The 18,078-nt window shown below is 59.5% G+C and carries 17 protein-coding genes; 3 read left to right on the forward strand and 14 right to left on the reverse strand.

What is annotated here, in order from left to right; translation table 11 throughout:
- Nucleotides 1–78: 78 nt before the first annotated feature.
- From resB to QDX22_RS06510, 4 genes are all read right to left on the reverse strand, one after another.
- The gene (gene resB / locus QDX22_RS06495) at nt 79–1,758 is read right to left on the reverse strand and encodes a cytochrome c biogenesis protein ResB (RefSeq protein WP_110097992.1); all 1,680 of its coding nucleotides are present in this window, start codon (nt 1,756–1,758) and stop codon (nt 79–81) included.
- On the reverse strand, nt 1,758–2,564 hold the full coding sequence (locus tag QDX22_RS06500; protein WP_110097993.1) for a cytochrome c biogenesis CcdA family protein: 807 nt from the start codon (nt 2,562–2,564) through the stop codon (nt 1,758–1,760). Before QDX22_RS06500 ends, resB begins: the two co-directional genes overlap by 1 nt.
- Nucleotides 2,565–2,581: 17 nt before the next feature.
- Nucleotides 2,582–3,196 carry a TlpA family protein disulfide reductase gene (locus QDX22_RS06505; protein WP_110097994.1) on the reverse strand — a complete coding sequence of 205 codons (615 nt, stop codon included), beginning with the start codon at nt 3,194–3,196 and terminating at the stop codon, nt 2,582–2,584.
- A gap of 135 nt (nt 3,197–3,331) precedes the next feature.
- Complete coding sequence (locus QDX22_RS06510; protein ID WP_279717646.1) at nt 3,332–3,997, reverse strand: histidine phosphatase family protein; 666 nt, start codon at nt 3,995–3,997, stop codon at nt 3,332–3,334.
- Between the two features lie 108 nt (nt 3,998–4,105).
- Here QDX22_RS06510 and QDX22_RS06515 point away from each other — a divergent pair, with 108 nt between their 5' ends.
- Nucleotides 4,106–5,059: a hypothetical protein gene (locus tag QDX22_RS06515; protein WP_122548912.1), complete on the forward strand. Its 954-nt coding sequence runs from the start codon at nt 4,106–4,108 to the stop codon at nt 5,057–5,059.
- A 23-nt stretch (nt 5,060–5,082) separates the two neighbouring features.
- Here QDX22_RS06515 and QDX22_RS06520 read toward each other — a convergent pair whose 3' ends face one another.
- From QDX22_RS06520 to QDX22_RS06535, 4 genes are all read right to left on the reverse strand, one after another.
- Complete coding sequence (locus tag QDX22_RS06520) at nt 5,083–5,391, reverse strand: glutaredoxin family protein (RefSeq protein WP_110097997.1); 309 nt, start codon at nt 5,389–5,391, stop codon at nt 5,083–5,085.
- Between the two features lie 140 nt (nt 5,392–5,531).
- Complete coding sequence (locus QDX22_RS06525; protein ID WP_110097998.1) at nt 5,532–5,627, reverse strand: 30S ribosomal protein bS22; 96 nt, start codon at nt 5,625–5,627, stop codon at nt 5,532–5,534.
- Nucleotides 5,628–5,800: 173 nt separating this feature from the next.
- Entirely contained in the window at nt 5,801–6,016 is a 216-nt protein-coding gene (locus tag QDX22_RS06530; RefSeq protein WP_110098187.1) for a helix-turn-helix domain-containing protein, read from the reverse strand.
- Nucleotides 6,017–6,242: 226 nt separating this feature from the next.
- A complete protein-coding gene (locus tag QDX22_RS06535; RefSeq protein ID WP_122548913.1) occupies nt 6,243–7,496 on the reverse strand; it encodes an acetoin utilization protein AcuC in 1,254 nt (417 codons plus the stop codon).
- Between the two features lie 102 nt (nt 7,497–7,598).
- Here QDX22_RS06535 and QDX22_RS06540 point away from each other — a divergent pair, with 102 nt between their 5' ends.
- Entirely contained in the window at nt 7,599–9,023 is a 1,425-nt protein-coding gene (locus tag QDX22_RS06540; protein WP_110098000.1) for a TrkH family potassium uptake protein, read from the forward strand.
- Nucleotides 9,023–9,697, forward strand: a complete 675-nt coding sequence (locus tag QDX22_RS06545; RefSeq protein WP_110098001.1) for a potassium channel family protein — start codon at nt 9,023–9,025, stop codon at nt 9,695–9,697. The genes QDX22_RS06540 and QDX22_RS06545 overlap by 1 nt, the downstream gene beginning before the upstream one ends.
- A 41-nt stretch (nt 9,698–9,738) precedes the next feature.
- Here QDX22_RS06545 and proC read toward each other — a convergent pair whose 3' ends face one another.
- The 6 genes from proC to trhO all read right to left on the reverse strand — a co-directional run bounded on the left by proC (nt 9,739) and on the right by trhO (nt 18,062).
- Entirely contained in the window at nt 9,739–10,587 is an 849-nt protein-coding gene (gene proC, locus QDX22_RS06550) for a pyrroline-5-carboxylate reductase (RefSeq protein WP_208392142.1), read from the reverse strand.
- Complete coding sequence (locus QDX22_RS06555) at nt 10,580–11,512, reverse strand: sugar phosphate isomerase/epimerase family protein (RefSeq protein ID WP_369859708.1); 933 nt, start codon at nt 11,510–11,512, stop codon at nt 10,580–10,582. Before QDX22_RS06555 ends, proC begins: the two co-directional genes overlap by 8 nt.
- A gap of 1 nt (nt 11,513) precedes the next feature.
- Entirely contained in the window at nt 11,514–12,551 is a 1,038-nt protein-coding gene (locus QDX22_RS06560) for a Ppx/GppA family phosphatase (RefSeq protein WP_110098002.1), read from the reverse strand.
- A gap of 57 nt (nt 12,552–12,608) precedes the next feature.
- A complete protein-coding gene (gene topA / locus QDX22_RS06565; protein WP_110100679.1) occupies nt 12,609–15,359 on the reverse strand; it encodes a type I DNA topoisomerase in 2,751 nt (916 codons plus the stop codon).
- An 88-nt stretch (nt 15,360–15,447) separates the two neighbouring features.
- The gene (locus QDX22_RS06570; RefSeq protein ID WP_279717647.1) at nt 15,448–17,127 is read right to left on the reverse strand and encodes a DUF7059 domain-containing protein; all 1,680 of its coding nucleotides are present in this window, start codon (nt 17,125–17,127) and stop codon (nt 15,448–15,450) included.
- On the reverse strand, nt 17,124–18,062 hold the full coding sequence (gene trhO, locus QDX22_RS06575) for an oxygen-dependent tRNA uridine(34) hydroxylase TrhO (RefSeq protein ID WP_279717648.1): 939 nt from the start codon (nt 18,060–18,062) through the stop codon (nt 17,124–17,126). The genes QDX22_RS06570 and trhO overlap by 4 nt, the downstream gene beginning before the upstream one ends.
- Nucleotides 18,063–18,078: the final 16 nt, after the last annotated feature.

Genomic DNA, 18,078 nt, shown 5'->3' on the forward strand with positions numbered 1-18,078 from the left:
GTCTCCGTTAGTCGATGGTCGAACTCGCGGTGGGGAGTTGTCACCGGTATTCTACGTTTCTTCCCACACCACGCGCAGTTATGACGAAGGGCCAGATCGCTTTGCCCCACGAGCCGATTCCTCAGGTACCGGTCCAGATTCCTCAGGTGGAATCACCGGCCAGATCTCTTCCATGGCCAGCCGAATCTTGATGTTTTCTTCGCGCAATCCGAAGGACTCTCCGCGCGCTAACAAACCATACTCGATCGCAGTGGACCCCGTGATGGGATCCTCGGTGGCGCGCACCCAAACACGACGGCGACGGACAAACAGTGACACCGCCAGTGCGCCCAACGCGAGCACCGCAGAAATACCCACACCCCATTTGGCCGGATCGTAGTGAATATCGAGCCCAACGTAGCGATCTAAGGATTCAAAGGTGATCGACCCTTTGCCGTCGGGCAGTTCGTACGTTTCTCCCAGTCCTAAGGTGATCCCACCGTTGTCGTTGGTGCGTGAGTTCAGCTCCGTCATGTTCTCGGTGTTGAGCACATAGACGTTCTGCGGTTCGCCACTATCCAGGCCGAGGTCGCCGTAGTAGGAGTTCAGGATCAATTCGGGATTGCCCGCATCGGGATCGACCGAGACGGCGACTCCATCCTCGCCGGTGTAGGAGGTCGGCAAAAACAATCCCACAAAGCCCAGCTGGTCCGGCTGAGCATCGGGGGCTTTAATGACCGCCAAGGAGGTGTTGGTGCCCGGCTCTTGGATTTGGGCGATCACCGGCCCGTCAAAGGCGACATTCCCTTCGCCGTCTCGGACCACAATAGTGGGCGCATAGCCGTTACCGACCAAGAACATCCGCACCCCGTCGACGGTCAGTGGGTCGTTGACTTTCAGGGTATCGTGATACGGCTCGGCCTCGGGCGAACTCTGGACTGTCATCGTCGCAGTGTAGGTCAGCGGTTGCCCGTAGTGGGAGGTGGAAGTGCGGTCGTACTCGATCTCGAAGTCGTCAAGCTCGACGTAGAAGGGCGAGAGCATCTCTTCGTCGAAAGCGGTGCCCGGGGTGAAGGAGTCGTAGGCGACCAGGTTATTGGTGAACCCTTCCCCCTCAACGAGAACTTTTTGGCCGTTATAGCTGAACATGCCACCCACAGCGATGAAAATCAGCACGCCGAGGAGTCCGAAGTGGAAGATCAGGTTTCCGATTTCTCGCAGGTAGCCACGTTCGGCTCCCACCGAGGCGGCCCGGGTTTTGGTGTGTCCCTTACCGGCGGATTCGTCACGAACATCGACCCGGTACCCGCGCTTTGACAGGATCGCGGTGGCCTGGTCGATCGCCTCGGTAGGGTTTGGCCCCTGCTCGCGCAACAAGAGGCGACCGTACTCCGGAAGGCGGGATAGCCGGCGCGGCGTCCGCGGAGGTTGAGAGCGCAGTTGTTTCCAGTGTTGCTTGGCCCGGGGAATCAGACAGCCCACCAATGAGATGAACAGCAACAGGTAGATCGCGGAGAACCACACCGAGGAGTAGACATCAAAGAACTGCAGGGAATCCAGCACCGGGCCAATTCCGGGGTTGTCTTCGATCCATTGCTCAACAACTTCGGGGCCGGCCGGTCGCTGGGGGAAGATCGATCCCGGCACGGCAGCCACTGCCAACAGCAACAGCAACAGTAGCGCGGTGCGCATGGAGGTCAGCTGGGTCCAGATGAAGCGGAGGGTTCCGGTGACACCCAGTTTCGGAAGCTGTGGTTTTTTCGTCTGTTCTGATGTCATTAGATCGGTAATCTCACTTCGTTACTGAACCACACCTGCAACTCGTTGACCCAAGCGCTCCACAAACCGGAGACCATCAGCAGGCCCAACACAATCAGCAAGCCCCCACCGAAACGCATCACGGCGACCCGGTGGGTGCGGAAGAATTTCAGTGCCCCCAGAGATTTCTTGAATCCCAAGGCAATCAGCAGGAACGGGATACCCAGTCCCAAACAATAGGCGAAGGCCAGAATACCGCCACGCCAGGGGTTGGGGGATCCAGCGGTGGATAGCAGGAGTACAGCCGACATGGTGGGACCGATGCAGGGAGCCCACCCGAGCCCGAAGATCATCCCCAATACCGGGGCACCTGCCAGCCCGGCGGAGGGCTGGTAGGTGATCTTGCGGTCGCGCTGGAACCAGGAGAATCCGCCCATGAACACAATCCCCATCAAGATCACCACCACCCCGAGGATTTGGGTCAGCCATTGTCCCTCGCCTTGTACCCAGACAAAGACCTGTGAGAACACCAGCCCCAATAGCACGAAGACCAGGGTGAATCCGGCGACAAACAGGGCAATGCCGGCGGCCATGCGGCCACGTTTCTCATCGGCGAGATCGGCCCCTGACAGACCGGTGACGTAGCCGAGGTAGCCGGGAACCAGTGGTAGCACACAGGGAGAAAGGAACGAGACCAGACCGGCCAATAAAGCCACCGGAATTGCTAATAGCAGCGAGCCGTCCAGCGCAATTTCGGCGAAGGAGTTGGCCTGAGACAGCGGTGCCAGACCGGTCAAGTGGGTGGCAAGGGGCAGATGCGGGGTCATCAAGGTACAGTTTAGGTTTACTCGGTTACGACGGTATCGATCAAGGAACGCAACGTGGCGCGCTCAGCAATACCAAGGATGCGGGCGGCCACGCGGGTTTGGGAGTCCAAGACCAGTGTGGTCGGTACTGCTTGGGGCGGCACGAAGTCAGACAGCGACAGCAACACCTCCCCGGACCGTTCTTCCAGGGACGGGTAAGTAATCTCGAAATTGCGCTCGAAAGCTTCGGCGGTGCCGGCAGTGTCGCGGACGTTGACCCCGTAGAAGGCGACCCGGTCACCAAATTCATCATGGAGCGCCACCAGGTCGGGGGCCTCAACCCGACATGGGGCACAGGCGGCGTACCAAAAATTAAGCATCACCGGCGATCCGGCGAAATCCGCGGTGCTCACCGGCGTGCCATCGAAGGTAGTGGAGGTGAACTCGATCGGTTCGCCACGGTCTTCCGGGCTGATCTCCAGCACTGAACCGTCACCGGCAATGTAGTTTTTGCCGTCGGCGTTCCCGGCCTGTTCTGCTAGCGGATCGGTGGAAGAACAAGCGGCCAGCACCGGGGCAACCAGCACAGCGGTGAGGCCGCCCAGGACCGCACGGCGACTGGTGGCAGAAGTGTGCAAGCGAGGATCTCTCATCGTTGGGTTTCTCCTACGCGAACGAAGGACTCGAGGTGTGTTGCGACGCTGACAAACGGGTCCGTCTATTCTAACGGGGCCCGGCGGTCTGATTCGCATTCACGGTCTCAGGTGCCGATATCGCGATGCTCACGATCAAGCCCCCGGCAGTGCCGCGGCTGAGCCGGTCAGCTCGGCGTTCGGCTCCCGGTACTCGATCCGCGGCAAGTGGTAGCCGGGATCAAAATGGAAGGTTGTCACCGAGGTCAGGGAACATTCTCGCTCTCGGGGGTCGTGCCAGAGTCTGGCGCGCTCAGCACTAAGCCGAGTGACCCAAATGGGCAACTGGTGGGACACCACCACAGCTTCGCCCCCACCGTGCCGAGCCAGCAATTCATCGCGCAGGTCAAACATGGCCGAGCTAACCCGTTGTACCTGGGCCCGATAGGGCTCGCCCCAGGACGGGCGGGACGGGTTCAGCACCAGGGGCCAATTCCAGGGTTTTTTCAGCTGGCTTGACATATCGGAGCGACCCTCAAATTTATTGCCGGCTTCAATCACACGACGCTCGATACGCACCGGCAAACCCAGAGCTTCGGCCAAGGGCTGGATGGTTTCTTGGGCCCGCAATAGCGGGGATGAGACCAGAATCTTGGGGGCTTCGCCGCGTTCGGTGGCACGGTCGACAAACCAGTCAGCGATCGCATCTGCCATCTGGTATCCCAGCGACGAGAGATGGAATCCAGGTAATCTGCCGTACAGCACCTGACCGGGGTTGTGCACTTCCCCGTGACGGACCATGTGGATCGTGGCAACACTCATGCTGTCTAGTCTCTCAGATCTTGCTGAAAGATCGCCGTGATGACGTCCGGATCGTTAGGATAACAACCAGAGTATGCACGGTATCAGTCAACAGATAAGGACAATCTTGTGAGTGAGAACCACCGTCGGGACCCGGATGAGCAGAATCAGCAACCCTCCGGTTCAGAGCCCACCCACGGCTCCCAGCATCCCCAGGACGAGCAGCATCACGATCGAAAAACCTCCGGTGCGGCTGAAGAAGATCAATCCGACCAGCCCCGGTACGGTGTCCGACTCACCGGTGAAGAGTTCCAGCGATGGCAACAGGAACGTAGCGCACAGGCAGGATCTTCCGACCAGACATCGAACGCCCAGCATCACGCTGGGTACACCAAACCCCGCTACGGCACTTTCACTCCACACCAGCCACAGCCTGAACAGCAGGACAACCAGCAGGCCTACGGTTCCGAGTACGGCACTCCCCCGACCGAATCACAGCTGCCCGCACAACAGTATCCCTTTCCGGCCGGTTTCAATCAGCCACCGACCGCTCAGCAGAGCACGCAACAAGCCACCATGCCCGCACCGCAACACGTGGTGTGGTCGTATTGGATGATCCTCATCGCAGGCCTGCTGTATGTGCTCACCTCCATTATTCAAGCGCTGTTACCGAACTTTGGTTTGAGCTCGCAAGAGATCGCTCAACTAGACAGTATGATGGCCGCCATGGATACCACCGGAGAAATGGGAAGTTTCTCTGAGATGATCGCCGGGCCGATGGGCATGGCGACCCGGACCACGATGATCGTCATAGCGCTGGTGACCGGTCTGCTGTACTGGCTCGTGGCCCGGGGCGTGCGACGCGGGTCGAATATCGCCCGCATCATCGGATGTGTTTTCGCCGGGTTGTCGTTAATCAACCTGTTTTCGCTGTTCACCGTCGTCAGCGTGGTACTGGGTGTGGTGGCGATGATTTTGACCTTCACGCCCACTTCGCAGGAGTATTTCCGGTTTAAGGCCTGGGAGAAGGTCCAGCGGTTACAGGCCATGCAGCTGCCACCACAGCCTCCGCAGGACCACTAGTCACGTCGCCAAGCGGGTGCACGCTATTCGGCCTCTATCGATGGTCTGTCCGATGACGGTCTCCTGGCGCTCAAGAGTGCTCGGAGCCTGACAGTGTCGATGCGCCAAAAGTCGCGCTGTAACCCGTCAACGAACAGCACCGGGATTTCTTCGACGAAGCGCTCAGCCAGATCCGGGCGGAGACTAGCATCAATCACGCCACAGTCCACGTGGAATTCCTCTGCGATTTGTTCGGCAGTGGCAATTGCCTCCTCGCAGAGGTGGCATCCGCTTTTCACCAGCACCTGCAATACCGGTGGCGGTGTGTCTGGTGCGCAGTCGTCAGTGGACATCGGTATCGCCTAACCTTCCATAGCGCTTTGGGGCGGAGGAGGAATGTTCAGCTGAAACACCAAGAGCCACCCGAACAATCAGGTGGCTCTGTGCGTCTGAATCAGCGCACCACGGCAACTAGACCCTACGCGCCGGGATGCTATTTGTTGCGGCGCTGGTGGCGGGTGCGACGCAACATCTTGCGGTGCTTTTTCTTGGACATGCGCTTACGGCGCTTCTTGATGACTGAGCCCATGGGCTTCCTTCCTGTCGTCTCGTCTTTCCCGCAACGCGCCACAGTGGAGAACTCTCAACACCACAACACGTACAGATTCCCAGCTATTTTACCGAAGACTAACGTTTCGGCGATCTAGGTGTTAACGAATGACAACACTAGCAGAGGATTCTCGGCGGGCTCGCGACAGCAGACTAGGCCTCCGTGCCCGTTGCTTGATCGGCTGAACCAGTCGACAAGATTTGTTCAACAGCGTTTTCGGGAACACGATAAGAACGTCCGAACCGGACGGCGGGGAGTTCACCGGCATGAATCATCCGGTAGACCGTCATGCGGGAGACTCGCATCATCTCAGCAACCTCAGTGACGGTCATGAATTTCGCATCGGCGAAGTTTTCACCCTGTGCCACGTTGTGCACCCCTCCACGGTGTTCAACATTGATTAATAAATAAACGGTGTTGTGACGAAGAGCGCGATGGCGTTGCCATCAACGTTTCCGTGCCGTGATACCCGAGGGGAAGTTCGGGGTGATCGCGTGATCATCCCTGATTTGGGTCACCTTGGAAATTGTAGTGCATCCACTCCGGTTACAGAAGTTCAGTTCGGTTCCGAAGTGAATTGTCATGACTTTGTGATCAGTCAAACCAGGGATCGAGTCCGTGCAGTGGAAAGATCTCCTTGCGGGTGGCCATCACTGACTGGTCGTTATGGTCAGCCGGATCATAACCAACTTCCCACGACCTCCACCACACATCGACATTATCTGTCATCAGCTCCGGTATTTTTTCCAACTCCAACCCGGAGACTTCGGCAACTTTTTCGCGCCACTGACGCGGAATGCCAGTGCGCAACGGGATCGGGTTCCCGGCGACGATCGCAATCAAATGTGCCCAAATACGTGGCACCACCTGATAAGGGGTATACCCTCCGCCCCCGAGGGCCAGCCACCGGTTATCGGCGAAATCTTCGGCCCACATCGCAGCATCCAACATCATCTGACGTTGGCCGTCGACGGATAGGTTCAAGTCGGCCAGCGGGTCCAGCCGGTGACCGTCGCAACCGTGCTGGGTGATCAATACCTCCGGAGAGAAGGCCTTCAGCACTTGCGGAACCACCGCGTGAACCGCCCGCAGAAACGCGGCATCGCCGGCTCCAGCTGAAATCGGAACGTTCACCGCTGACCCCTGGGCGTCATCGCCGCCGAAATCCCGGGCAAAACCGGTGCCGGGGAACAGCATCAGTCCGGATTCATGGATGGAGATCGTCAGCACCCGCGGATCGTCCCAGAACAGCGCTTCCACGCCGTCACCGTGGTGGGCGTCCAGATCAACATAAGCGACTCGCTCGACCCCGGAATCCAGCAGGTGTGCAATGGCCAGCCCGGCGTCGTTGTAGATACAAAACCCGGAGGCCTGAGCCCGGTGGGCGTGGTGGAGTCCGCCGGCGAAATTGACCGCGCGAGAGACCTCCCCGGAGGCGATGGCTTGGGCTGCTCGCAAGGAACCGCCGGCGATACGCGCCGAGGAGGTGTGCATATCAGCGAAAATCGGACAGTCTTCAGTTCCCAGACCGGCCCGGTCGAAGCGTTCCTTGTCCTGGTGGCGGGAAGGATCGGTCTCGAGCTGGGCCGCGTCATCGTAGTCCGAGGCGTGTTTAACCGCGGCAATGTAGTCCGCTGTATGGACGCGGGCCAGCTCGGCATCTGTGGCCACCGGCGGGTACATGATACTCAGCTGGTCGTTGTCCAGCACGCCAAGTTGTTCGGCCAGGTGGTAGGTCAGCTCCAGGCGAATGGGGGCCATCGGGTGGGTATCACTGAAACGGTACTTCAGTAACTCTTCATCCCACATCACAGCGGTGGGCACCGGGGTCTTGTCTGTGTCAGTCATCACTCTTAGGGTAAGTGCTCCGAGGCCCGGGCGGTAGTTTGTGATGACATACAACGGAAAAGACTAGGCATTTCACCGTTTCCGGAGCATGATGGTGTCGCTATGATTCATCAACGCTCCGGTAGGTTCCCCACCCAGCAGGACCGGGAGTATCCCGCACGAACCATCCCCGGATACTCCACCATGCGTGGCATGGTCTCCTCCTTACTTGTGCTGTCTCCAGCACGGGTAGCCATCGGGCTGTTCATGCTGGTCATTCTGGTTTTCACCGCACTGCTGTCGTTGCCGGTCGCGGCAGCCAACCATCGTCCGACCGCGCTCAACGATGCCGGGTTCACTGCGGTCTCGGCGATCACAGTCACGGGGCTGTCCTCGGTCAATACCGCAGAACACTGGTCATTGACCGGACAAATTATCATTCTGATCGCCATCCAAGTCGGTGGCATTGGGGTGATGACCATGGTCGGGATGCTCGCGATGGCCGTGTCAGAACGGATCGGACTCAGCTCGCGATTGCTGAGTATGCAAGCAACCGGCTCATCCAGCATCGGTACGACCCGCAGACTGATTCTTACCGTCCTGGTCACCACATTCGCCATTGAGACTGTTCTCGCCGCGGTGCTGATTCCCCGATTTATTGACTACACCGACGATGGGCTTACCGGCATCTGGTACGGCATCTTCTACGCGATCTCTGCTTTCTGCAACGCCGGATTTTCGCTTCACCCGATGGGATTAACGGCCTACGCACATGACCCGTGGATCATTCTCACCGTCTGTCTCGGCGTGATCATCGGGTCACTGGGAGCCCCCACCCTGCTGGTCCTGCAACAGGTGATGAGACGTCGCGCGCGACTGAACCTGCACGCCAAGCTCACCTTGTGGGCCACCGGAATCCTCTTGATAGTGGGTTTTATCGGGTTCGGTCTGTTGGAATGGAATAATCCGGATACCCTGGGTGAGTTCAACACGATGGAAAAATTCCAAACCTTGGTGGTTTCGACGGTGATGCCTCGCTCGGGAGGTTATGCCGTCTATCCGGTCGAAGAGCTCACGCCGGCCTCCATGTTTTTGATGTATGCCCTGATCTTTATCGGAGGCGGATCCGGATCCATGGCCGGAGGTATCAAAGTCACCACCTTGGCGGTGCTGTGTTTAGCCATTGTCGCCGAGGCCCGCGGACGTCAACATGTGACCGTCTTCCATCGCACCATTCCTGCTGATACCATCCGAGTGGCGATTGCACTGCTGGTCGGTTCCGGAGTCGCGGTGCTGACAGCGATGATTGTGCTGTCGGTATTGACTGGCGCCAGTGTGGAGCAGGTGGGTTTTGAAGTTCTCTCGGCTTTCGGAACCTGCGGGCTGTCCACCGGTCTGTCGGAGCAGGCCCCGGCCTGGGGGCAACTGGTGCTGTGTGTGATGATGTTCCTCGGCCGGGTCGGTACCATTACTTTCGCCGCCGGGCTGGCAACGCGCCATGCCCCCACGCTGTATAACTATCCCGAAGAAAGGCCCGTGATCGGCTGATGTCTCCTAAACGCACCATTGATTCCCACGCCCCCGTGCTGGTGATCGGTTTGGGCCGTTTCGGCGCCGCCCTGGCGCTAGAATTGACCGCGCGGGGCCAAGAAGTCATGGCCGTTGACCGTGATCCGGTTTTGGTGCAGAAATACTCGCCCGCGTTGACTCACGTGGTCCAGGCCGATACGACCGATCCGGAAGCGTTGGAACAGCTCGGTGCCGCCGAGTTCGACATTGCTGTGTGCGGTATCGGCACGTCGATCGAGGCCTCGGTGCTGACCACGGTGAATTTGGTGGAGCTGGGCATCGATAAAGTCTTAGCCAAAGCGGTCACACCCTCGCACCGGACCATTTTGGAACGGATCGGGGCCTCCCGCGTCATTTTGCCGGAACAAGATGCCGGCGAGCGCACCGCACACCTTTTGACCGGGACGATGATGGAGTTCATCGAGTTCCGTGGTGGCTGGGCTATTGCGCAAATGCAGGCCCCCGAACGAATCACACACAAACCACTGGTTGATGTGAAGACCCGCTCGCGGTACGGGGTGACCATTGTGGCCTATCGTCGCAACTCCGGTACCTACACCACGGCCCTGCCGGAGACGGTGCTACGCACCCGGGATGAGCTCATTGTGGCCGGTCCGATCGAAGACCTTGAGAATTTCGCCGACCGATCTTAGGCAGCCGGGACCGGGACGAGCGGTTCTGTCGTGAGCCAACCTTAGGAGTTGGCGATCTGCTCGCTGCGGGCAATATTGGCGTGCACAGCCGTCACCAGCAACTCCTGAAGCCCAGAGTCATCCATGGCATTCACCGCAGCTTCGGTGGTACCTCCCGGGGTGCAAATCTGGTCGGTGAGCGCCTTGGGGTCGGCTCCGTCTTCACCCAGCATCGCCCCCGCACCGGATACGGTCAAACGCGCCAGCTCCACCGCGGTCTCAGGGTCCAGGCCGAGCTGGGCACCAGCCTGGGCCAGCACATCGGTGATATGGAAAATGTACCCCGGCCCGGATCCGGCAATGGCAGCAACCAGGTTGATCTGGTCTTCGGGCACATGGAAGACACGCCCCGAACCGGAGAAAATCGCCTCCGCTTGGGCCAGCCCTCGGTCAGTGACCGCCTGATTACCGGCCATACCCACCACGCCTTTGCCCAGGGTCAGCGGTAGGTTCGGCATGCACCGCACCACCGGCTGGTCGGCTCCGACGGCCTCGGTGATCGCCTGCAGGGTGATGCCTGCAGCCACCGAGACCACGACAGCCCGGTCCGGCAGAGCTGGTGCCAGGTCGCTGAGGGTGGGCACAATATCGGCCGGCTTGGTCCCGACCAGTACCACGTCTGCCTCAGCCACGGCTTGGCGGTTAGCTTCGGGGTTGCTGTCCAGGGAGACGACAGTGATGCCCAGTTTCTCGCTTTTGGCGGTAGCGCTGGCGATAGAGTGCGTGGTGGCCTGGATGGCCGCCGGCGCAGCGCCGGTGGCCACATAGCCGGCCACAATGGCGGTGTTCATATGACCCAGTCCAATCACGGCTAGTTTCACATCGGCGGGCTGGTGTGCTGCGTTAGTCATCGTCACCTCGGGGCATTTTTCTTTGGTGGTTGGAAATAATCTGCATTGGTTGGGTCTGAGCCTGTTCATGAAGTGAGGCGATGTGCTGGCCGTTGCACTGCCCTGTGGCCTGAGCTTGGCACTGGGCAGTTTGCCCGACGGCCAGGTGGAAGCGAGTGAATCTCAGGGCCTCGGCAAGCATTTCTTCACGTTCCCCGGCATAGGAGACTTTACGGGTGGAAACCTCGACGCAGGCGGCTCCGTCCCATCCGGTGGCTCCCAGATACTGCAGGCATTCGGCCACCGGTTGTTCACCCTGGCCCGGAATCAAGTGGGAGTCTCCGGCACTGGTCGTCCCATCGGTGACGTGGACATGTTTCAGCCGCGACCCGAGCAATTTGAAGACCGCCAGCGAGTCGGCGTCAGAGATTCCAGCGTGGGAGAAGTCCCACGTGATGTGGTCATAATCTTCCGGGGTGGGGTCCCAGTGCGGCAGGTACATTTTGATTTCTTGCCCGGAGACCTTCCAAGGGTACATATTCTCCACCGCAATCATCACCCCGGTGGCATCCATGATGTCGCGGATTCCGTCTTTGAAGCCTTTGGCGTAGCGCCCCTGCCAGCGGAAGGGCGGATGAGCAACCACGATATCAGCGCCCAGTTCGCGGGCCATGTCGGCCGAGCGGGCAATTTTGTTCCACGCCGAGCCCCAGACTTGTTGGGTGAACAGCAAGGTCGGGGCGTGAATCGAATGAATGGGCATGGAGTATTTTTCCGACAGTTGGTCTAGTTTCCTCGGGTCTTGCGTCCACGAGTTTTGGGTGACCATGATTTCTACGCCGTCATAGCCCAAATCTTCGGCCATTCCGAAGACGTGTTGTGGCGGGAGGGCAAACACTGAGGAAGACGATAGCGTGACGGGTATGGGCGCCACGTCGGCCGGAATCTCAGGCACTGACAACCCCCAGCGAGAACCCGGGAGTTTCGGCACCAGAGGAAAGATTCAGCGAGCCCACCCACGGGTCCAGATCACGACCGACGACGCCTTCCATCAACAACGCGTCGAGCCGTCCCATCATTAACCCTTCGCGCAACGCCCAGGGGCAAATCACCAAGCGTTTGACGCCGAAGTATTTCATCGCCGCATGGGCCACCATGCCTCCGGCCAAAACCTGCGGGGCCCGGATTTCGGACACGCCGGGCAACTGGGCTCGTTGGTCGACCGTCATCTTCGACATTTTGCCGATCCAATACTTCAGGTCTTTGCGCTTCAGCGTCCGGGTGACAAAGGGACCTTCCGAGCTGGGTGCGGCCCCGGCGACACGAGCCAAGGAACGGAACGTCTTGGAGGTGCCGGTCACCACAGTGTGCTCGGGCATCTGAATCGAATCCCCCAAATGTCCCAGTGTGTCGTCTAAAACCGCCTCAATGTGGCCGGAGAGCTTTCTGAGTTGCTTGCCTTTCGGCGGGTCCGAGGACAGAAATTCACGGGTTAACCGGGCTGCACCCAACGGGACCGAGACTGCACGGGAGGGCAACTCATCGGTGCCATAGGCAATTTCGAAGGAACCGCCACCGATGTCAAAGTTCAGTAGGTGTTCCACGTGCCAACCTTGCCAGCGCCGGACGGCGAAATATGTCATCGCTGCTTCTTGGTCGCCACTGAGTTCGGCCAGATGCACTCCGGTTTCGTCGGTGACTTTGGCCAGGACCTCTGGGCCGTTGGCCGATTCACGGATCGCCGAGGTACAAAAGGCGATCATGTCTTCTGCACCGTTGCGCTGAGCAAAGCTCACCGCCTCCCGAATGAATAACAGAAGCTTGTCGACACCTTCGGTAGTGATCGCACCCTGGTCATCGAGATGCCGGATCAACGACAGTTGTTGCTTGTGATCAGCGTAGGCGTTGGGGCGAGCTCCGGGGTGAGCGTCGACTAAAAGCAGATGAACTGTATTGGATCCAATATCCAGTACTCCAAGGCGCATGCTTCTAGCCTACTCTCTCTGCGGCGGCCGCCGGTGAGCTAGGTGGGTGAAGCCCTACTAGCTTTTGGACGCGGTGGTCTTTTTCCGCGGTGAACGCTTTTTCTTTGCCGGGGCTTTCGCACGCTTATCGCTGAGCAACTGATAGGCCTGCTCTGCGGTGACCGCCTGCGGATCGGTACCGCGTGGCACTGTGACATTGGTGGTACCGTCGGTGATGTAGGGGCCGAAACGGCCGTCCTTGACCACCACCTTGCCACCGGAGTTCGGGTCCTCCCCTAGTTCGGCCAGTGGTGGCTTGGCTGCACCACGTCCGCGCTTTTTAGGCTGGGCATAGATCTTTTCGGCTTCTTCGAGGGTGATGGTAAACATCTGCTCCTCGGTTTCCAAGGACCGAGAATCAGTACCCTTCTTCAAATACGGACCAAATCGGCCGTTCTGGGCGGTGATCTTGGTCCCATCGTCGGCAGTACCCACCACGCGTGGCAATGAGAGCACCGTGAGGGCATCCTCCAAGGTCACCGTGGCCAAGTCCATCGATTTCAGCAAGGACGCGGTCTTGGGCTTCGGTCGTTTGGGCTTCTTCTTCGGTTTGGGCTTGCCGTTTTTATAGTATTCGGTCGGCTGAGCGTCAATTTCTTCCTGGGTTGGTTCCGGAATCACTTGCGTCACATAGGGCCCGTACCGACCGTCCTTGGCGGCAATCTCATACCCAGACTCAGGGTCCACGCCCAGGATCCGCTCCGACGGGGCGGCGTTATCGATCAAATCCCGGGCTTTGTCCGCGGTGAGCTCGTCCGGGGCCAAATCCTCGGGAACATTGACCCGTTCGGGGTCGGTCCCTTCGGAGGCATCAGCCGGTAGCGCCTTTTCCAGATAGGGCCCGTAGCGTCCGACTCGCAGGGTGATGTCATCGGTGAGATGTACCGAGTTCACCGCACGAGCATCAATATCACCGAGATTTTCCACGACAGATTTCAGTCCGTCGGCGGCTTGGTCATCGTCGGTCTGGGCAGCGTGTTCGGCACCGAAGTAGAACGCTTCCAGCCACGCAGCCCGCTCCATTTCCCCAGCCGCGATCTTATCCAAGTCATCTTCCATCCGAGCGGTGAAGTCATAATCCACATAACGGTCGAAGTGTTCTTCGAGCAACCGGATAACCGAAAAGGCGGTCCAGGAGGGCACCAGTGCGGTGCCTCGTTTCTTGACGTATCCGCGATCCATGATGGTCGAGATTGTCGGCGCATAGGTGGAGGGTCGACCGATCTCGCGCTTTTCGAGTTCGGCCACGATCGAAGCTTCGGTGTATCGGGCCGGCGGGGTGGTTTCGTGGCCGTTGGCAGTGACCTCAGAGGCATCCAGGTGCTGACCAACACTGAGATCCGGTAGCCGCACTTGTTGTTGCTGGTTGGACTCGTCCTGGCCCTCTTCATAGGCCGCCAAGAAACCGGGCACGGTAATCACGGTGCCGGAGGCGCTGAACTCTGCTACTCGCGGGGTATCTTCAACGGAGCTAGCCTGCAACTTCACGGTGGCGGTATACCCGGTGGCATCGATCATCTGCGAGGCCACGGTGCGCTTCCAAATCAGCTCATAGAGCCGGTATTCGTCGCCGGAGAGCTGGGAGGAGACCTGGGCAGGAGTGCGGAAGTGGTCCCCAGCTGGACGGATCGCTTCGTGGGCCTCCTGGGCTGCGGTGTTCTTGGAAGTGTAGTAGCGCCGAGTCTCGGGCACGGAATCTTGGCCGTAGAGTTCGGTGGCTTGTCCTCGGGCGGCGTTGATGGCTTCGGTGGACAGCACCACCGAGTCAGTACGCATATAGGTAATGAACCCGTTCTCATAGAGTCGCTGGGCCACCTGCATGGTCACCCGTGAGGAGAACCGCAATTTACGGGAGGCTTCTTGTTGCAATGTGGAGGTCGTGAACGGGGCGGCGGGACGACGCCGGTACGGCTTATCCTTCACCGAAGTCACCCGAAATTCGGCATCGGCCAGTCCTTCGGCCAGAGCAGTAGCCGAGGATTGGTCCAGGTGCACGACCTGGTCTGTGGCCGAGGATTTGAGCTCACCGCGATCGGTGAAGTCACGGCCGGTGGCGACCCGTCGATCATCAACGGCACTCAGTCGGGCGGTAAAGGATTCCTCGCTCTGGGTGGCGAACTGACCGTCAATGTCCCAATAGCCGGCCGGGATGAATGCCATCCGTTCCCGTTCTCGCTCCACGACCAGGCGGGTGGCCACCGACTGCACCCGTCCGGCCGAGAGCCCAGGGGCGACTTTACGCCAAAGCACCGGAGAAATTTCGTATCCGAACAATCGGTCCAGAATGCGACGGGTTTCTTGAGCATCGACCAGGTCGTGGTCGATCTCCCGGATATTGTCTAAACCGCGGGCCACACCTTCTTTGGTGATTTCGGTAAACGTCATCCGGTAGACGGGAACCTTGGGCTTGAGCACCTCGTAGAGGTGCCAGGCGATGGCTTCCCCTTCTCGGTCGGCGTCAGTGGCCAAGTAGAGGTCATCGGCGTCTTTGAGCAATTTCTTCAGCTCGGTGACCTTTTTCTTCTTATCCGGGTAGACCACGTAATAGGGTTCAAACCCATTCTCGGTATCGACCGCGAATTTTCCGTAGTTGCCCTTTTTCAGTTCGGCCGGCAGGTCCGAAGGACGCGGGAGATCTCGAATGTGACCAGCTGAAGCATCCACAACCCAGCCGTCACCTAAATATTTGGCGATCGACCGAGATTTCGCCGGGGACTCCACAATCACCAAGTGAGTACCGCCGGTGGTCGGGGATGACTTCTCTGGCACGAGGTTCCTCCAATAATTTCCCAGGCATGACGCCAACTAATGCACTGACAGGCACACTACCCGGAATGTTTGTGACTATCCGATTATTTCAATTCTCACCACGGCTCTGCGTCTGCTCGTCACGGTTTGTGACGGAATCACCGTCATCCGCTAAGACGACGAACCCTTCGACGATCAGCTGTGCAACCGCCCGTTCTAATGCGGTACTGGCGGTCTTGTCCAGGCCTAAGAGCCCCGAAACCGCCGCAAAGATCTGGCGCAAGCTCAGTTGCCCATCTGCTACCGACAATACCGCAGCCGTTGCTGTGTCCAGAATGGCAGTCCGCCCGAAGCCGGCACCCTGCCGGGCCATGATAACCTCTGGATCCTCAGCCCCAAAGTGTTGATACCGTTCTTCGGTCACATGGTACGGGACCCGGGCGTGGCGTTGCGTCCAGTCGGTGGTTTGCAGCGTGTCCCAGGCCTTCACAGCCTGAGTCCATGCCCGCCCCACGGGCTGGTGCACCTCACCCTGATATGACTCGAGCCGGCGTAACGGGGTCGCTGCCCCGGTAGTCCGTCGCCGCAGACGCACCCAACCGAAACCGATCCCGGTCACGGATCGCTGAGCAAAATCGGTGAGGTAGCGACGATATCCGCTGGCAAACAGGGCCGGATCCAGCTGGTCAGAGGAATCGGCCAACCAGGTTTCGGCATATCCAGCCGGATCTTGCTGATCGCGCTGAATCACCCAGGCGTCCACGAGCACAGCATCCGAGCCGGAATCGGCCGGTGGGCCGGGTAACCACTGGCGGATCCGAGTGTCCCACTGCTGGTCGTGATGAATTTCCCAGTTGGCCATCAACACCGCGGTCCCACCGTCGGTCAGTACTGTCGGAAGTTCTTGGATAAGTTGTTCGGTCACCGCGTCCCCGGTGGCGCCGGTTTGCCGATAGGTATGTTCTGCACCGGCAGGGCCGCCGGCGGGTGCAATCACAAAGGGCGGGTTAGAAACGATGAGATCAAACCGCTGTTCGGCCACCGGCTCGAGCATTGATCCGTTGCGCAGAGTCAGGCGGTGCTGCGGGTGTGCTGGATCAACGCCCAACATCGACGCGTTCAGGAGGACATTGAATAAGGTAAAGGCCAACGCTCGGTCGGAAATATCAGTAGCGGTAACGTGCTGGACGTGGTCCAACAGATGAAAGGTCTGCACCCCGCACCCGACTCCAAGATCCAGGGCGGTAGCCACCGGTTCGCGCGGAACGAGCCCCGCCAAGGTCAGCGACGCCCGACCTGCGCCCAGCACGTGTCCGCCCGGTAGGGGCTGGCGTAGTTGCAACGCGGTCTGATCGCTGGCCACCCAGAGCTGTCCGGGACGATCAGCGTCGTAGACGGACAGGTCCACGCCCGGCACGAAGCGCCCCTCCACGACGGTGCCCAGCCCCAGCTGCACTGCCCCGGCAACACCCAGGGTCGGCAAGGCAGCCTCGAGATACTCGGTGGCCACGGCATCGCCGAGCATCCACACGCTGATGACCGCCGCCAAACCCTGTTCCGGGCTGATCTGCTCTGTCGAGTTTTTCAGCATCGTCTCCACCACGACACGGGCGGGTTCTGCCTGTTCTCGGTCCAAGGCCGCAATCGCCCACGGCCCCAGCAACTCGGCGATGGGATCAGCCCGGTAGTTGACCTGGTCAAGGTCTGCCGCCAGCGCACCGATCAGGTCCCGGTCGGCCCGTGGTGTTGTCGGCATCGGCCCCAGGGCCGGCTGCTTCGAGTGAGTCATGCTGAAGACTCCTGCGAGTCCTCAAAGGTTGAGGCGCAGACCTCACAGATTCGGTCGGGGTGGTTTGCCTCGCACTGGTCGCACACCACCTGCAAGTGCCGGCATCCGGGGGCGTGACAATTCCGTAGCTGACTCGAGGGTTGCTCGCACAAGATGCAGTGCCCGATGGTTTTGGCTGCTGAGGAGAATTCGGTGTGCATCCGCTGGTCGAAAACATACAGCGAGCCCTCCCACAGGCCACGGTCAGCGAAGGCCTCGCCATATTTCACGATGCCACCATCGAGTTGGTAGACGTTCTTAAATCCACGGTTGGCCATCAGCACGGTCAACACCTCGCACCGGATCCCCCCGGTGCAGTAGGTGACCACCGGCTGATCTTTGAGATGATCATACTTACCGGAGTCGAGTTCGGCCACGAAGTCACGGGTCGTGTCCACATCGGGCACCACCGCGTTTTTGAACCGACCAATCTCGGCCTCAAACCGATTGCGACCGTCAAAAAACACCACGTCTTCTCCGGCCCGCTTCTGGTTCTCCACCAGCTCGTGGAGCTGTTGCGGTGAGAGATGTTCAGCAGTGCCGACCACTCCCTGGTCGTTGACCTCAATTTCATCGGGAGCATCAAAGGCCACCAGCTCGGGACGAACCTTGACCGAAAGGCGCGGAAAATCCTCATCCGAACCATCCGACCATTTCACGGTCAACGATGTAAACGGCGCATACTCCCTGGTGGCTTTCACATACGCCTTCACGTCTCGAATGGGTCCGCCCACGGTGCCGTTAATGCCGTGTTCAGAGATAATGATGCGACCGGTGAGCCCCAATGACGCACACAGGGTTCGTTGCCACAGTTGCACTGCTTGCGGATCGGGAATCGGAGCAAAATGATAGTACAGCGCGATCTTGGTCTGGGGGCTAGCGGATACGGAACTCACATGTCTCAGGGTAAGA

Source organism: Auritidibacter ignavus, from assembly GCF_029853775.1.
GTDB classification, from domain to species: Bacteria; Actinomycetota; Actinomycetes; order Actinomycetales; family Micrococcaceae; genus Auritidibacter; species Auritidibacter ignavus.

Coding starts and splice junctions, on each gene's coding strand:
- QDX22_RS06500 (WP_110097993.1), bottom strand. CDS start 2,564: ATGACCCCGCATCTGCCCCTTGCCACCCACTTGACCGGTCTGGCACCG.
- QDX22_RS06560 (WP_110098002.1), bottom strand. CDS start 12,551: ATGCGCCTTGGAGTACTGGATATTGGATCCAATACAGTTCATCTGCTT.
- QDX22_RS06510 (WP_279717646.1), bottom strand. CDS start 3,997: ATGAGTGTTGCCACGATCCACATGGTCCGTCACGGGGAAGTGCACAAC.
- proC (WP_208392142.1), bottom strand. CDS start 10,587: ATGACTAACGCAGCACACCAGCCCGCCGATGTGAAACTAGCCGTGATT.
- QDX22_RS06570 (WP_279717647.1), bottom strand. CDS start 17,127: ATGACTCACTCGAAGCAGCCGGCCCTGGGGCCGATGCCGACAACACCA.
- resB (WP_110097992.1), bottom strand. CDS start 1,758: ATGACATCAGAACAGACGAAAAAACCACAGCTTCCGAAACTGGGTGTC.
- QDX22_RS06525 (WP_110097998.1), bottom strand. CDS start 5,627: ATGGGCTCAGTCATCAAGAAGCGCCGTAAGCGCATGTCCAAGAAAAAG.
- QDX22_RS06540 (WP_110098000.1), top strand. CDS start 7,599: ATGATTCATCAACGCTCCGGTAGGTTCCCCACCCAGCAGGACCGGGAG.
- QDX22_RS06520 (WP_110097997.1), bottom strand. CDS start 5,391: ATGTCCACTGACGACTGCGCACCAGACACACCGCCACCGGTATTGCAG.
- QDX22_RS06535 (WP_122548913.1), bottom strand. CDS start 7,496: ATGACTGACACAGACAAGACCCCGGTGCCCACCGCTGTGATGTGGGAT.
- QDX22_RS06505 (WP_110097994.1), bottom strand. CDS start 3,196: ATGAGAGATCCTCGCTTGCACACTTCTGCCACCAGTCGCCGTGCGGTC.
- QDX22_RS06545 (WP_110098001.1), top strand. CDS start 9,023: ATGTCTCCTAAACGCACCATTGATTCCCACGCCCCCGTGCTGGTGATC.